Source organism: Xaviernesmea oryzae (genome assembly GCF_900109605.1).
Taxonomy (GTDB): Bacteria; Pseudomonadota; Alphaproteobacteria; order Rhizobiales; family Rhizobiaceae; genus Xaviernesmea; species Xaviernesmea oryzae.
Window position 1 is genome coordinate 1 of record NZ_FOAM01000026.1, and the last position, 14,329, is coordinate 14,329.

Annotated in this window: 10 protein-coding genes and 1 pseudogene; 3 read left to right on the forward strand and 8 right to left on the reverse strand. The window is 58.9% G+C overall.

The window, feature by feature from the left end:
- Positions 1-5: 5 nt before the first annotated feature.
- The 3 genes from tnpA to BMX61_RS22570 form a co-directional block, all read right to left on the reverse strand.
- Positions 6-404 (reverse strand): IS66-like element accessory protein TnpA, encoded by a 399-nt coding sequence (tnpA, locus tag BMX61_RS22560; protein ID WP_092743034.1) that lies wholly within the window; start codon positions 402-404, stop codon positions 6-8.
- A 569-nt stretch (positions 405-973) separates the two neighbouring features.
- Positions 974-4,423, reverse strand: coding sequence for an LPD7 domain-containing protein (locus tag BMX61_RS22565; RefSeq protein ID WP_083639168.1), 3,450 nt, complete (start codon positions 4,421-4,423; stop codon positions 974-976).
- The gene (locus BMX61_RS22570; RefSeq protein ID WP_075625348.1) at positions 4,416-4,805 is read right to left on the reverse strand and encodes a hypothetical protein; all 390 of its coding nucleotides are present in this window, start codon (positions 4,803-4,805) and stop codon (positions 4,416-4,418) included. The genes BMX61_RS22565 and BMX61_RS22570 overlap by 8 nt, the downstream gene beginning before the upstream one ends.
- A 495-nt stretch (positions 4,806-5,300) precedes the next feature.
- On the opposite strand from BMX61_RS22570, the gene BMX61_RS22575 reads away from it, so the two are divergent.
- Positions 5,301-5,981, forward strand: a complete 681-nt coding sequence (locus tag BMX61_RS22575) for a ParA family protein (protein WP_075625347.1) — start codon at positions 5,301-5,303, stop codon at positions 5,979-5,981.
- Between the two features lie 10 nt (positions 5,982-5,991).
- Positions 5,992-6,303 (forward strand): hypothetical protein, encoded by a 312-nt coding sequence (locus BMX61_RS22580; RefSeq protein WP_083639166.1) that lies wholly within the window; start codon positions 5,992-5,994, stop codon positions 6,301-6,303.
- Between the two features lie 211 nt (positions 6,304-6,514).
- On the opposite strand, the gene repC is transcribed toward BMX61_RS22580, so the two are convergent.
- The 3 genes from repC to repA all read right to left on the reverse strand — a co-directional run bounded on the left by repC (position 6,515) and on the right by repA (position 10,233).
- On the reverse strand, positions 6,515-7,732 hold the full coding sequence (repC, locus tag BMX61_RS22585) for a plasmid replication protein RepC (protein ID WP_075625345.1): 1,218 nt from the start codon (positions 7,730-7,732) through the stop codon (positions 6,515-6,517).
- A gap of 153 nt (positions 7,733-7,885) precedes the next feature.
- Positions 7,886-8,935, reverse strand: coding sequence for a plasmid partitioning protein RepB (gene repB / locus BMX61_RS22590; protein ID WP_075625344.1), 1,050 nt, complete (start codon positions 8,933-8,935; stop codon positions 7,886-7,888).
- A 92-nt stretch (positions 8,936-9,027) separates the two neighbouring features.
- A complete protein-coding gene (gene repA / locus BMX61_RS22595) occupies positions 9,028-10,233 on the reverse strand; it encodes a plasmid partitioning protein RepA (RefSeq protein ID WP_075625343.1) in 1,206 nt (401 codons plus the stop codon).
- Between the two features lie 687 nt (positions 10,234-10,920).
- On the opposite strand from repA, the gene BMX61_RS22600 reads away from it, so the two are divergent.
- A protein-coding gene (locus BMX61_RS22600) for an IS630 family transposase (RefSeq protein ID WP_170855006.1) occupies positions 10,921-11,866 on the forward strand; the annotation gives its coding sequence in 2 pieces (ribosomal slippage) (positions 10,921-11,259 and positions 11,261-11,866; 945 coding nt in all).
- A 1,088-nt stretch (positions 11,867-12,954) separates the two neighbouring features.
- Here the strand turns inward: BMX61_RS22600 and BMX61_RS22605 are convergent.
- Both BMX61_RS22605 and BMX61_RS24835 read right to left on the reverse strand, forming a co-directional pair.
- Positions 12,955-13,278: pseudogene (locus BMX61_RS22605) on the reverse strand (DUF736 family protein).
- Positions 13,279-13,871: 593 nt separating this feature from the next.
- Positions 13,872-14,042 carry a hypothetical protein gene (locus tag BMX61_RS24835; RefSeq protein WP_170855005.1) on the reverse strand — a complete coding sequence of 57 codons (171 nt, stop codon included), beginning with the start codon at positions 14,040-14,042 and terminating at the stop codon, positions 13,872-13,874.
- Positions 14,043-14,329: the final 287 nt, after the last annotated feature.

Consider the following 14,329-nt stretch of genomic DNA (forward strand, 5'->3'; position numbering starts at 1 on the left):
CGCGATCATGCGTCTTCAACCGAGCGGATCAGTGCTTTCAGGACGTCAGGCGCAATGTTGGCCTCGACCTTCAGGACGCGGCCGCCCTTGCAACCGATCTCGATCCGTATGGGCCGTGCCGACCGCTTTGCTGCAGGCTTGTCGACTGGGGCGGGTCGCTCGGCTTCGTCGCTCATCTCAGTGGCAATCAATGCGACCGACAGAAAGGAGACCACCGGCTCCGACCGCTCGGCCGCGAACTTGCGCCGCCAGGTATAAATCTGCTGGGGTTTGATATCGTGCCGCCGCGCGACGTCGGCAATCCTGGCATCCGGCTCGGCCGCCTCCTGCAGTATCGAAAGCTTCTCATCGTCAGACCAGTCGCGCCGACGCTCGACGCCTGTCAAAATCTCCATGCGGCCCATAGTTCATCCCTGATGACGTCTCTGATGACGGAATTAGTGACGTAACTTCAGGTGTTCGCGGGAAATCTCAAAGACGGCTTCACCGGACGCTTACGAACCACCAGTCGCCGGGGCGGTAGCTCGTGCTGCTTCTCACCGACCCGATCTTCTTGGCAAAGAACCAGCCAGGATCTATTCCGTCCTGCTCCCACTTGAAGCCTGTCTCAGGCATTAGGCACCCATCATCGATTTACTCATCAACCGTATCCGGGCGATAGGATTCCTGCAACAGCCGTCAATCTGGGCTTCAATGGCGCGTTTGTTATGAGAAAGCCGATCTTGCCACGACGTTATCTATGGGCTGGTCGCCGCCGGCATCAAGGTTAAGCAGAACACAGGCAGTCCAGAACTGAGCATGGCCGTAAAATTGCCCAAGGATCGCTCCAGCAGCCCAATGATCGCGTCGTGTTGCTCAGATTGCCGTTTGCCAAGAACGACGGCCAACCAGCTGCTTCCGCTGACCATCGAGACGACGTGAGCCACGCAGACAGCATGATTTGCCTGACGAACAGGGCACACCGCAAAGCGCGTTAGGGCTTTTGCTGCCGGATCGTCTTCTGTGCGTTCGTCTCTCGCTCCTGCAGCAAGGCTGCTTGGTCAGCACGCTGATGTTCGATCTCCGGTGATTGATTGACCTCAGTTGGAACCGGTTTTGACGGATTTTGCTCGATTGATTTTTCGGCGCGTACTGCAGCCGCGGCTTCTTCCCGTCTCCGGTAAGCGTGATCTTCGCCGCCGCCATCGACCGGCGTTTCGCCGCTTTTTGCGGTTTGCTCCGCCTGGCGCACCTCACGCTGTGCTTCGGCTATTGTTTTCGCTTTGACGGTCTCCAAAGCGATTGCAATCTCAGGTTCCGTGCGGCGTAGGTCCGACGCTACGGCTACACCATTCACGAATCCTGGCGGCGTGTCTTCACGCACCGCTTCTCGCTGACCAAGAGCTTCGATCTTCCCGCGTGCCGTGGCAAGTTTCTCTTGAAGCTCGGGATTGGTGAGGTGAAAGCCATGTTGGGCCGCAAGCTCGACAGCGAGAGCCTTGTCGCGATCCGTGCCGTTGACGGCGATGCTTCCCCATTTTTCGGCAGCGGCGCGCATCGCCGTCAACATGGAGGCAGGATCTCGGTCGACAGGCTTCACTGTCTCGCCAGTGTCGATCGGCAGCTTTTCGCTGGTCGTGCCGTCCGCAAACGCGACCGGTGTTCGACGGTCCGCGACCTTCTGGCGGGCTTCTGCTAGTTTTTCCTGAAGCTCCGGGTTGCTGAGCCGGAAGCCATGCTCGGCGGCAATCGACACAGCCAGCGCCTTCTGCCGATCGTTCCCGGTAACCGAGATCGTCTCCCATCTCTTTGCTGCCTCCTGCATGGCTGCCAGCATGGAAGCTCTATCTTCGCCAGCTGGCTTGATCGTGTCTCCAGCCTCTGCAGGTATAAACCCCGTCGGCATGACGGCCTGGGCCGGCTTTGCCTCCGTTTCACTGGTGGGAACCACCGGCTCGGAAAGTGGGGTGGAAATTTCACGCTGCTGCAGAGCGAACTGCGTTTGGGCCGGCGTGGGCCCCGCCACGACGCTCGCCCTCTCGAGCCTTTCTCGTGCAATTCGGTCGCGGGCGACAGCAAGCCTTTCCTGGAGTTCGGGGTTGGTCAGCTGAAAGCCGTGCTCTGCCGCAAGGTCGACAGCCAGTGCCTTATATCGGTCCGTGCCGTTGACTCGAACGGCGCCCCATTTTTCTGCCCCGAGCTGCAGCGCGGCTAACACCGTTTCTCGGTCACGCCAGTTGGTCACCTCAACCCGATTCCCATGGTCCGAGAAAGCGACGGCGTCGATGCGTCCGTCGGGTCCGCGATGGCTATAGCGAATGGCCTCGCCTCGGCGTTCCGCGACAAAGGCGGAGAAGTCTTTTGGGGCGGGCGTAACGTAGGTTTCCCCCTCAAGACGCCCTCGCTTCTTGTCGATCTCCGTTTGCGCCTCAAGCATCCGTGACTGGGTCGTCTTCAGTTTCGCCCGCAGCGTCCCGAACTCCTGCTGCCGCTCCGGCGGCAGGTTCTGCGCGATCGTATCGAGATTGCTTTCCATCTCGGCGAACGCCGAGGTCATCACCTCAAGGTTTGCCATCACGAGCTCCTTTCGCTCAGACGCTTCTGGGATTGTGGGGACTGCGGTTTCAAGGCTGCTGCGCAGCACGGCCTCGACGGTGCGCAGCTGGAGGCGGCCCACAAGACGTGGATCGACGGCGGTGGTGGGCTGGCTCCGTCGTGCCATTTCCGGCGACACGACAATCTGACTGTTCGGCTCCGCCTGCGATCGAGCAAGCCTTGCAAATACCGCCTCGCTTACATCAAGCATCCGCAGGCTGCTGCCGTCGCCCGCGACGACTTGCGCGGCCGCGGCTCTATCGAGCGTGAACAGAGGTGTGGAAGATCGCGTGTCCGATCCTTCGGCCTGATAGAGACGAACAGAATTCGGTTGGACCGCAGGCTCTAATGAGAGCGTCTCCGTAGAAGCGCCTACGCCAGTCCAAGCCGCGGCCGCAGCCATCGCGTGCCGCACGCCTTCTGGCCGAGAGGGAATATGGACGGCTTGGTCGCGGACGGCTTCGACGCGGCGCGTCACGCTCTCGGATGCTTCTCCCCGTTCGAGCCGGCGAATGTCCTTCATTTTGAAGCCCGGCGGATTGGCCCGTTCGAAACGACTGACAGCATCCATCGGAATATTCCTCTCGCGGGCTTCCGCCGCCAGCACGACACGCCAGCGGCGGAGATCCTCGATCTTGGGATGCAGGCGCTGACCGCTCTCGGCACGCATCTTCACAACGGCATGGATGTGCAGATGCTTGCGATCCTCATGCAGCGCAAACAGGTAGCGATGATCGGCGAACTCTCGTGCCAACATCGCCCGGGCCGCCCCGACGAACGCGTCCTTTGGCGTGCCAGGCTTGGCGCTCAGCACGATATGCGCGACGTCCCGGCGCTCCTGCGAGCGAAGGTCACGCTTCCAAGCCTTGGCCTCCTCCAGCACCGCGTCGTTCTCGCTCGGCAGTCTGCGATCGGCGCCGAATGCTCCAGCCTTATCCAACCCGATAACTGTTACGATCGATTGGCTCGTTCGATTGAGCTGACGAAGAGAGCGTGCGACACCCTCGACGCCGTGATCGAACGCATGCAGCTGAATGACAACGCCAGTTCCCAACGTTCTTTTCAACCGATCGTCCAGCTCGCGCAGGGATTTTCTATTGTCGAAGATGCGGCCCGCCCTCCCCTCCCCCGGCTGGCGACGACGGGCGGCGCTGATGACAAGCTCGATCCGGGGTATATGCTCGTCGTCTGCTAGACTCCAGGCGATACGATGACCCGGCAGCGCTTCTTTCAGCGCCTCCCCGACCGCGTCGACGGCAACAGGTCCGGTGATCGTCAAGCGTAAGACGTCTCTGGACGGCTTACGGCCATCCACTTCGGCCCACGCATTCGCGACCTCTTTGATCCAGTCTTTGCCCTCGATTACCTCGCCGGAGTCGGTCTCGATAGGAAGCTCTCCGCCTCGACTCTGATAAGCGAGCAATTTGCCAACTCGCGCGCTTCCGGTCGCAAAGCTTACCAGCTTCACGACGGCAGGTTGGGAGCCTGACGCGATCGCGAGCCGCGCGATCGGGGATGACAGGGTAGCGGGCGCCTGAAATCCATTTGGCGTCTTCTCCTTGATCGCACCACGCCGACCGATGCGGCCGTTTCGCCCGCTCGGGCTGCCAAAGCGGCGCCTGCGCAGGTCGTCTTCGAATGGCACCGGCTGAGGCGTGTTGCCTGTCCAAGGTCGACCGCCGGTCATTGGCAAATTCGGATCGTCGAGGAGAAGGGGTCGGCGTTGGCGTGCCGACCCTGGACGGCCTGGCGTTCTATCCAATGACGTTAGCGTCTCCATTGCGGGCGAAGCGAAGCGGCCGCGTTCCGCTTCGCTCAACACGGTCAGGAAGCCATTGAAATCAAACATTCCCGCTCACCGCCTCGCGCGCCCGGACGCGCGCTTCGTCGCATAGCTCGCGCAACAAGATCCTCTGATCCTTGATCAGCTGTGCGAGCCGTCCAATTCCGTCCACCAGCCTATCCAGCCTTGGAATTTCCCGCTCCTCGAGAGCCGCCGCAATATCGCTCAACGTTGCACCGATCTCTAAAAGTTCGCTTATATGAATTTCTAACATTGGATGAGCGTCATGTCCAAGCGGTGGAGTCAGGCCTGCGGCGTGACGCGAAAGCTGCCGAAGCACAGCGCTGACAGTGAGATCGGCCTCATCCGCAAAGGCTTGCAAAGCGAGCCATTCCTCCGCGCTGAAGCGGACATGAACGACTTTGTCTCGAATAGGCTTCTTTCCCATATTGCGCGCCGGTCGTCTCATTCCCTTCCCCGGCGGCGCTCCCCGCGACGGCCAAGGGCGTGCTTTTGCCCGTTTCGGGCACGACCGGTTTTGTATCACCAAAACTGCTATCCTGCCATCCAATTTTACATCATAACTCAATTATAACAGTGGCTTAAATGGCACCTTCGGCTGTCCTGGCTTTAGCGGCTGGGTGGGCTATATATCCGTGGCAGACACGCATGCTTGCAAGGGCTCTATTGGCAGCAAGAACATGACTGGCCAAACAGCCATTGGCGCCGTCGAAGCCAAGAGCGCCATCAGAACCATTAGAGGCTGGTAATCCATCCCTGGCTGCCGTGTCATGGAAGGCCGCGATGGCCCAGAGGGCCCGCGGCCTCACGCTGGCTGACGCGCCATTAAGCGATCAGGAGCCAAAAGGGCCAGACCCTTGGCAATCTAATCTGAGGCTGTTAATGCATATATATCATTTCGTGATGTTCGCTGTGGTGCGCTATGACCATTCTCGCCTTCGCGCATTCAAAGGGCGGCGTTGGGAAGTCCACGCTCTGCTTGCTGATCGCTTCTGAGCTCGCCCGCAACGGCACACGAGTTCTCATCATCGATGCCGACCAGCGGCAGCAGTCCTGCTTCCAATGGGTGCGTCGGTGCGATGCTGCCGGATCGCTTCCATCAACCCTGCGAGCCGAGGTGGCGACGAAGACGGACGACCTGAAACGTCTGCTCAGAGATCCAGACGCGGATGTAATCCTTATCGATGTTCAGGGCTCGATGAATGACTTGCTGATCGCGGCGATCGTCGCAAGCGATTTGACCCTCGTGCCCTGCAAGGCGAATGTCATGGAAATGGTCGAGACCGTAAAGCTCTTCGAATGGGCTCAGGTAAACCTCAAGCGCGCTCCCTTGCGCCTGGTGCTCAACCGCGTCGAGGGAATCGACACCAACACGATCGCCTTCCAGGATGCGGTTCGCCTCATCCGCGAGAACGCACTTCCAGCCCTGCCAACCTTCGTTCGCGCCCGCAAGGTTTACGAGCAGTTTGCCCGCGACGCAGGCACGCTTGAGCATATCGGCCGCGAAGCGGCCAAGGCAGAACAAATTGCGAAAGCCCGAGCAAACGTCATCGGTCTCATCGCAGACATAACCGCCGCCATCGCCCGCCCACATGAGCCCTGAGGATCGGATAATGACCGAACTTCCGCCCTTCCCCTCAGCCCGGCGCAATCCTACGGATCTCGACGCCTTGATTGATGCATCCATCGGCCGACCAACGGTAGGCGCATCCTCCGCTACCGTCCCTGATGCGAGGGACACAGCCGGGCCCGACGAAAATAAACCGCTCCGAAGCACCGACCGAACTCCGACCGAGCGCTTTCGCGTGATGATCGACCCTGCGGTCATTATCGCGACCAAGCATTCCGCCCTTCAACACAAGATCGCGCCGTCTGAGGTCGTTGAGCGCGCCCTGCGGCAGTATCTCGGACTGGATAGAACCTGATCCTCAGATGCGCACATACAATAAAGAGCAGCGCAGTGCAGAGCGATGAAGCACGACACAAAGCACAAATTCCTCGCAGGAGGCTATCCAAGTTTGCCGAAATCGCGGTCATGCTGAGTCGTTGACGATGCAGCACCCATGACCATGCCACGCGGGATGATCGCTCACCGCTTGCTTGATCACCCGCCCTCTTTCGCGCCAGGGGAGGCTCTCATGACACCTGGCGCACGTTGTCTGCCCCGGCGCTTCTGAGAAGAGCCATAAGCATGGGACCAAGCGAGAATTCGCCTTGCGCCGCCCGTCGGGTGAGATCGCGCAGATAGCCGCCGGCAGAATTGATCTGCCCTCCCCGCTCGAGGATACAGGCGATCGCGGTTGCGGCATTCTCCTGCCCCATGACCTCGCAAGCTTCCTGATATGCCGACGGACTTACACCAAGCGTCGAACGGACGACCACCGCGGCCGACATCATGTCGCGCCAACTTACGATGCCCCCGCCAGGTCCGTAATCGATGATTTGCCTGCAGGCTCTCAACACCAATCCGAGTGGGAAAGGCGCCATCGGCTGGGCAATCGGTTTCGAATTTGCCGCAACGGCTGCGCCCTGCTCCTTTCCGGAGCTAGGTTCAAGTTCAATGTTAGAGTCAGGTTTTGAATTCTGTATGTGCCGCTCAAATTGGCCGGCATTGCCGTTCACATTTTCAAAATTTGTCTGATCACTCAAGCGATTGACGATCTCGTCTCGCAGAAGGCTCAGCTCATCTAGGACGCCCTCGACCTGCTGCTGGGTTGGGCTGCGCGAGAGGCTTGCAACAGCCGTAACGTACATCAACTCAAATGCCGCCCAATCGCCTTCAGCTCCTTCCTCCATGGCCGCTGTGATCAGCTTGCGGACGTCGCGCCGGCATATCGTCAGCGCTTCCCGTGCCAACCGGTAACGTCGCCGTTCAGCCACGACCTCTTGCGCCAGGTTCGCCAGTTCGTCCGCGCGCGCTAAAAGAGGCGTGAGATCGAAACCATAAGCTTGCTCGATCGCCCCTGCCCTGTCGCGATGGACATAGCGCTTTCCGTTCGGACTGTCTCGCCGTTGAATCAGACCGGCATCGACAAGGGACGCCAAATGCCGTCGAAGCGTCGTTTCGGCAATCCCATGGGCTCGCAAGGAAAGCTGCTGGTTCGACGGAAACACGACGAGCGCATGCTCACTGGACAGTTCTGCCTCTGGGTAGAAGCTCAAGAGGGCGTTTAGGACCGCAAGCGCGCGGTCCTGCAAGCCGAGGCTGCTCTTTGCCTCGCAGGCGTCGCGGAAAACCCGCCACTTGTCGACGTGCCTTGCATTCGTTTGTTTGGCCGCATCCACTTGCCTGGAAATCAAGGCAAGCTTCGCCGGCCGCCGCCCAAAGGGCGTCGTCACACTTCCACTCTGCATGTCTCTCACCTTTCAAAAGGCAAAAGAAATCCGCTCGCCAAAACGACGCTCAACGCTTGACAGTGATTCGTGGAAATGCGATTCTCGCTCCTGCTACAAAGACGAGAGAGGGCTTCCACAACGGCGACGTTTGGGGGCCTTTTCTTTTGCTATCTACTCTCCGTGCTCCGTGTTGTTCTGCTGCTCTTGAAACTCCTGGTAAAGGCGTTCAAGATTCTGTTCGATAAAAAGACCAAAAGACGCTGCCGCGGGCGCCTTGAGCGCGATGGAGAAGCCTTTTGAATCCTCTCGAATTTTGATCTTCACCTGTCCGTCTTCCGGCAACCAATTTCGGACTTCCGGTGCAGACTTTGATCCACGACGTGGTTCTCCGCATGGATCGAGAATCAAGCTTTCGATTTGCGAAAACCGTGTGTCTGCGTCAGCGGACTCGAAGGGTTCTGATGCCATCAGCGCCCGAACGGCCTGATGAAATGCCGGCTCCTCAAAGCGCGCCGAGAGGTCATGCCAGCGATCTCGGCCAACCGAAAAGGCACAATTGATCTCGCCGAGAATATCGGGTGGGATGCGCTCGAAGATCGACAGCATCTTCGAGATTGTCGTTTTGTCGGACGTCAGGGCCGACATGATGACCTCGCGTTCGAACCCCGCCTCCTCCATTCCCCGCGCGAAGGTGGCGCGCTCAATGAAACTGAGGTCGGTTCGGGCAGAATTTTCCTGGCCCTGCGCAATCACATGATCTCGATCCGCAAGTTGCTTGACGACGGCGCGAACGGGAATGCCGAGAAGGCGCGCGGCTCGAAGGCGTCTATGGCCAAAGGCAACTTGGTAGTGCCCCGCTTTTTCCGGATGCGGTCGAACCAGGATAGGTGAGTCCTGGCCGCGAAGTCGGATAGCTTCCACGAGTTCATTCAAGGCAGCTTCATCGTCTCGCAACCGATCTGTGATGAAGGACTCTTCCACGCGCGCGGCATCGAGCTCGACGATCGTTTCGCCTTCCGTCAGCTTTCGCTCGATTTCATGTGCCGCAGCCGCCTTGGCGGTCAGTGCGTCGATTGTCCGTGTAACCGCTCCGAGCGCACCTTTTGGAGAACGGACTGGTGCGTCCGTCCGGCTTCCCTCATTCTGATGAGAATGACGTTCGGCTTGAGGCGCGCTTTGGGCATTGTCCATCAAACCTGCAAGAATGTTTTTACGCGCCAAGGCTGCCTCCCGACGACTGGACACGAACCAAGCCTGGCAGTGGATGCTGCTTCAGCGGGTGTTTACTGCGGTAAACTGGCACGCTCATCTGCTCAGCGCCCCCATGCACGATGGACGATTTCAACGACTTCGGCGTTGACGGCGTCCATTGCCTCGAGTGCTCGATCGTATGTGCTTCGAGTGAAGGAGGCCCGTTCGACTTCGTAAAGCGTTTGATTGGTCATCGCCGCGTCGGAAATGGCCACACTGCGGACCATTGTGTTGGTCAGAACATGGTTCTTGAACATCGATCGCATGAAGGCGACCATCTGCGTTTGAGGGCCATCCTGGGGGTCATAACGTGTGACGAGGTACCGCAACCAATCGAGGTTCATGTCACCGCCAGCGCCCTTCAATGTGCTCAATACCTCTCCCAGCATCTGAAGGAACTGACACATAGACATGACGTCGAGCATCTGCGGATGGACCGTGATGAGGATCCCCGTCGCGCTGCAGATAGCGCTCATCGTCAAAAACCCGAGTTGTGGCGGGCAGTCTATGACGACGATGTCGTAGCGTTCCTCGACCGAGGACAGCGCTTCGTCCATGCGCGCGAAGAAGATGCGTCCATATTCGTCCGACTTCCCTTGGGCGAGGACTCGCGGCGTCTCGTGCTCAAACTCCATGAGCTCGAGGTTGCCGGGCACAAGATCCAGGTTTGGAAAATTCGTGGGGCGAATGATTTCGCTCAGAGGACGTCTGTGTTCATCATAGCGCAGCGCGCCGTAGAGGCTTTCATTGTCGCCGACATCGAATTCCGGCTGAACGCCGTGAATGGCGGAGAGTGACGCTTGAGGGTCCAGATCCACCGCCAAAACGCGATGCCCTGTCAGGGCGAGGTATTGAGCAAGATGCGCAGCCGTCGTGGTCTTGCCGCTCCCGCCTTTAAAATTCACGACTGCGATGACTTGCAGATGTTCGTTCTCGCCCCGGTGCGGGAGGTAGCGCGTACCGGGCTTTGCGTGTTCCTCGAGAAAACGGCGCATTTCGTCGATTTGCTGCGCGGTGTACGAGCGGCGGCCAGAAGGAGACACACGTGCAGCCGGCCCCTTCCCTTCCAGGGAAAGGTTGCGCAGATAGCCACTCGTCACGCCGATGAACCGGGCGGCCTCGGCCAGCTGAAAGTCTCGTAGTCCCTTTTCAGCTATCGGCGGAAACATCTCGACACGATGCTGTTTTAGTTTTTCAGACAGCTCCTGAGCCTGCTCTATGATAAGCTGGTCAACGGCTCCGATGCTATCTGTTGCAATCCGACTCATGCGCGGCGATCTCTGTTAAATGCGTTTTCGACGTATACATACTCGTTAAAACGCATTCACACTCAATTTGTGAGTCAACGCAACCTGATTCAGGCCGGCTTCTGGGCTTTGCCGCCATTTTTTGACCTTCAGTGGCGTTCGTGAAGGCAGAAACTCACTCTTCGGTCGTCCGAACAGCCGTTTTGACGTGCGAGCACGACTGCCGACGAGTTTACCGCAGTAAACTTGTATGGGCGATTCGCGTCGACTTTGCTGACCGTTTCTGACGATTATGGAGCGACGTCTTAGAGTGCGGGCATGTTGGAAACATGGCGCGCGGTCAAGGCACCGACGGGTCTGTCGCGGCCACGGAGGTTCTTTTCCGGATACCCACCAACCGGCTTCGCTCGCCATGCTGAAGTCGGAGTTAAAGTGTGCTAGCGCAGTCATCCAGGTCGGAATATAATCCGCAGGAACGCATCCGAGTGCGGGCCATGTTGAGATTACATGGGATGACCAAACCACGATGCGCAGAAGTTGATTGGATTGCAAAGATTAGTAGTTCATCCGGCGCTGCAGGGCCGTCCACGATTTTTCAGCCATAGGTCACTGGTCTAGAGTCTGTCAGCGCTACTCGGAATCGCGATGAGATTCCCTTGGGTTTGATTTTGTGATTCAAGATCATTGCTGGATTGGAGGCCAGCAATGATGGTGCGACCTCTTTCGCTTGATTTGCGAACGCGCATTGCGGCAGCGTTGAACGATGGCATGACGGTTCGTGCCGCAGCGGAGCGTTTCGGGATATCGGCTGCAACCGCGGTCCGTATTCGGCAACTCGATCGGTCCGACCGAGGTTTGATGCCGGCGAAGATCGGCGGGTATGTCAAACCGACACTGAGAGGCGCTGCGGCCGATGCCGTGCGTCAGCGGCTGCAGGTCAAGTCCGACTGGACGGTGCGTGCGCTGTCGGCGGAGCTGAAGTCTGGGGGGATCAACGTGTCTCACGACACCGTCTGGCGCTTCCTGCGCAGCGAGGGCAAGACCTTCAAAAAAAACGCTGATGGCAAGCGAGCAGGATCGTCCGAAGGTGGCCCGGTTCCGGATGAGATGGAAGACCCATCAACATCGGCTTGATCCAGACCGTCTCGTCTTCATCGACGAAACCTGGGTCAAGACCAACATGACGCGCACCTGCGGCTGGTGTCAGCGCGGAGAGCCTCTCATCGCGAAAGTTCCTCACGGTCACTGGAAGACGCTGACCTTTCTGCCCGGTTTGCTCCGCGACAGCATCGTTGCCCCCTTCGTCCTCGATGGCCCTATCAATGGCATCGCTTTCACAGCATGGGTCCGGCAATGCCTGGTGCCAACTCTCAAAGCCGGCGATATCGTCATCCTCGACAATCTGGGGAGCCACAAAGGAAAACCGGCCCGAGATGCGATCCGGGAGGCCGGCGCGCACCTCCTCTTCCTGCCGCCATACAGTCCAGACCTCAATCCCATCGAGATGATGTTCGCCAAGCTCAAGACACTCGTCAGAAAGGCGGATGAACGAACCGTCGAGACAACATGGAGACGCATCGGAGAACTCCTGAGGGCTTTCAGCCCCCAAGAGTGCTCAAATTACCTCAGACATGCAGGATACGGTTCAAACTAAAACTGACAGACTCTAGCGATGCGGCCCTACGTCGCGCGTGAACGCTCTTATTCTGCCGATGCTGGGAGCTGCTCCTTTTGGCCATCAGTCGCACACTCAAGAGGAGAAACTTACTCCTCGGGCGTCCGAATAGGCGTTTTGGCGGGCGAGCACGGCTGCGGACGAGTTTACCGCAGTAAACTTTTATGGGCGATTCGCGTGGACTCTCGTGACCATTTCTGACGATTAGGGAGTGACGTCTTAGAGTTCGGGCATGTTGGAGACGTGGCGCGCGGTCAATGCACCGTCGAGTCTATGGCGGCCATGGTTTTTTTCCGGATGCCCGCCAACCGCCTTTCCTTGCCATGCTGAAGTCGGAGGTGAAGTTTGCTAGCGCAGTCATCCAGGTCAGAATCTTGTCCGCAGGAACGCATTCGAGCACGGGCCATGTCGAGATTGACCTGGGACGACCAAACCACGGTGCGCAGAAATTGACTGGGTCGCAAAGCTTTAGTAATTGATCCGGTCCTGCAGGGCCGTGCAGAATTTTCAGCCCTAGGTCCCTCGGTCTAGCGATGCGGCCCTACGTCGCGCGTAAACGTCTTTATCCTGCGGATGGATGCTGGGATCTGCTGTGCAGTTTACCGCGGTAAACTTCTTATACCGAGACGAAGCCATTCGGCGTAGCGCCTGTCGACATGCCGCTGGTGGAGTCTGGCAAAGAGACGAAACAAACTCGATTTGCCGCGCGATCGACGCGCATCCCGGCTTGAAGGGTTGCACCTTGGGGTCTTTCGTCAGACGTCGATCGATCGGCAGTCTTCGCCAATCTCAAGCGGCAAGCAAAAATGCATCGGCACAATCACCCAGATTGCAATGCGTAAGCCCGCAAAACTGACCTGGGACAGGCGACCCTATCGAATGATGTAACGTGCTGTTGGAATGCGAGCATCAGGTCAGCCGTACGTCATTCAGGCCGAGATGGCTCTAGCCTAGCGCCGCGACGGTCTGAGCGATTTTTGGCGTCTCATCGCCCTTCTAAGGCGGTTGGTTGCTTCGCACAGGTCATCACGCGTGCGCCGGCCCGTCCAAAGTCCGCCTGTTGCCGCTTAGTCGCCGGGGCTGTTCCAGAGAACGACCTTGCGATCAGGGTCACTGCCAGGCGCAGGAGCGACATTGCAAGAGATCACGCCGATTCCAGGGACCACAAGCTTGACCGACAGCTACGCCTCGCTGCTCTGCCGGGCGATTCGGTTCCAGCCCGAGCCTATCCCGAAGCTGGTCTTGCGGTGGATGATGCGAAATAGCGGCGCTTGCTAACCTGCTTGGCGGCGTTTGGGACGATGGTGATGGGCGTTGACCCGGATGATGGCGAAGATGCCCTCGAGGATCCCGTTGGCCTTGGCAGTGAGGGCCGCGATCGCGCTGGCCATGGTGCTCTTCCTTTGGGTATTCGGCCCATTCCCAATTGCGCCAGCAGGAGGGGTGAGCCGCGGACGTCACCGGAGCGCAGCGGCACGGCCTCACGCTTTTGGGGTTGACGCCCGAAAGCGGGCTGTCCCCTAGAAAGGCGAAATGCGGAAAGGGGAATGTCCTTGAGCGCGACCGAATGAGTCGTGAAGCCAAGGCAGGTAGTCGCCAGCCTTCTTCGACAGAGTGGTCATGGCGGCGCCTCGGTTCAGCGGTGAGGGCGATCCTTGATCGCAAGTCGATCAAAGCCAGTGTGGAAGGAAAGCAGGATCGTGGCGTAGCGGTCCTTCAAGGGCGATCTAGGCGCAGACTCAATGCGAGGCCTAGAACACTGCTGGGGACGCAAAGACGAGAGATGATAAATGCGTCTTCGTCTCTGCGACGGCGTCGCTCCACGCATCGAGGAGACGCGATGGTCGAGCTGAACGCTGGGTCCTAAAGGCAGATTGCCGTTGGTTGGAAGACGAGCACCACCATGCATAGCTCACCGGCTCATAGAAATTGATGCCGTTCAGCAGTCCGAGCCAAGCGGTGCCGCCGAGAACCGAGCCTGCCATTAAAAGGGAGGCTCGACGTCGAGGGTACCCTCGCATTCCGCCCAGAAGATCTCAAGCTCGGCTTCCGCAATCTCCAGCTCCGCCTTGATCCACTGGCGCTCGAGCGGGTCGACAGCACGCCGCAGCTCCGCGCGCAGTTCTTCAATGTGTTGTTCGAGAAGCATCGCCATCGTCTCCTTGACGTGTGAAAGACGACACGGCTGGCGATGGCGGGAGGGAAGGGGTCAAGGATCGCGAAGCGACCGGCGGAGCCGGCGAGCGGGGGAGCCGATTTTCTGTCGGCGGCCATCGGGCGCCGACTGAAAATTGGGGGAACTGCTCGTCCTGGAGGCCGACCTTTCGCCATGGCAAAATGGGATCATCTGAGCAGATAGGATTGGCAATGGTTGGCACCCGAAGATCGGGATGGGCTCGATGCCCATTTCGATCTTGTCTCAGTCCAACCTCGAGCGCCGTA

What these genes read in the sequence shown, in the direction of transcription:
- BMX61_RS22565 (WP_083639168.1), bottom strand. Translation starts at nt 4,423, where the DNA reads ATGTTTGATTTCAATGGCTTCCTGACCGTGTTGAGCGAAGCGGAACGC.
- BMX61_RS22575 (WP_075625347.1), top strand. Translation starts at nt 5,301, where the DNA reads ATGACCATTCTCGCCTTCGCGCATTCAAAGGGCGGCGTTGGGAAGTCC.
- BMX61_RS24835 (WP_170855005.1), bottom strand. Translation starts at nt 14,042, where the DNA reads ATGGCGATGCTTCTCGAACAACACATTGAAGAACTGCGCGCGGAGCTG.
- BMX61_RS22580 (WP_083639166.1), top strand. Translation starts at nt 5,992, where the DNA reads ATGACCGAACTTCCGCCCTTCCCCTCAGCCCGGCGCAATCCTACGGAT.
- repC (WP_075625345.1), bottom strand. Translation starts at nt 7,732, where the DNA reads ATGCAGAGTGGAAGTGTGACGACGCCCTTTGGGCGGCGGCCGGCGAAG.
- BMX61_RS22570 (WP_075625348.1), bottom strand. Translation starts at nt 4,805, where the DNA reads ATGGGAAAGAAGCCTATTCGAGACAAAGTCGTTCATGTCCGCTTCAGC.
- tnpA (WP_092743034.1), bottom strand. Translation starts at nt 404, where the DNA reads ATGGGCCGCATGGAGATTTTGACAGGCGTCGAGCGTCGGCGCGACTGG.
- repA (WP_075625343.1), bottom strand. Translation starts at nt 10,233, where the DNA reads ATGAGTCGGATTGCAACAGATAGCATCGGAGCCGTTGACCAGCTTATC.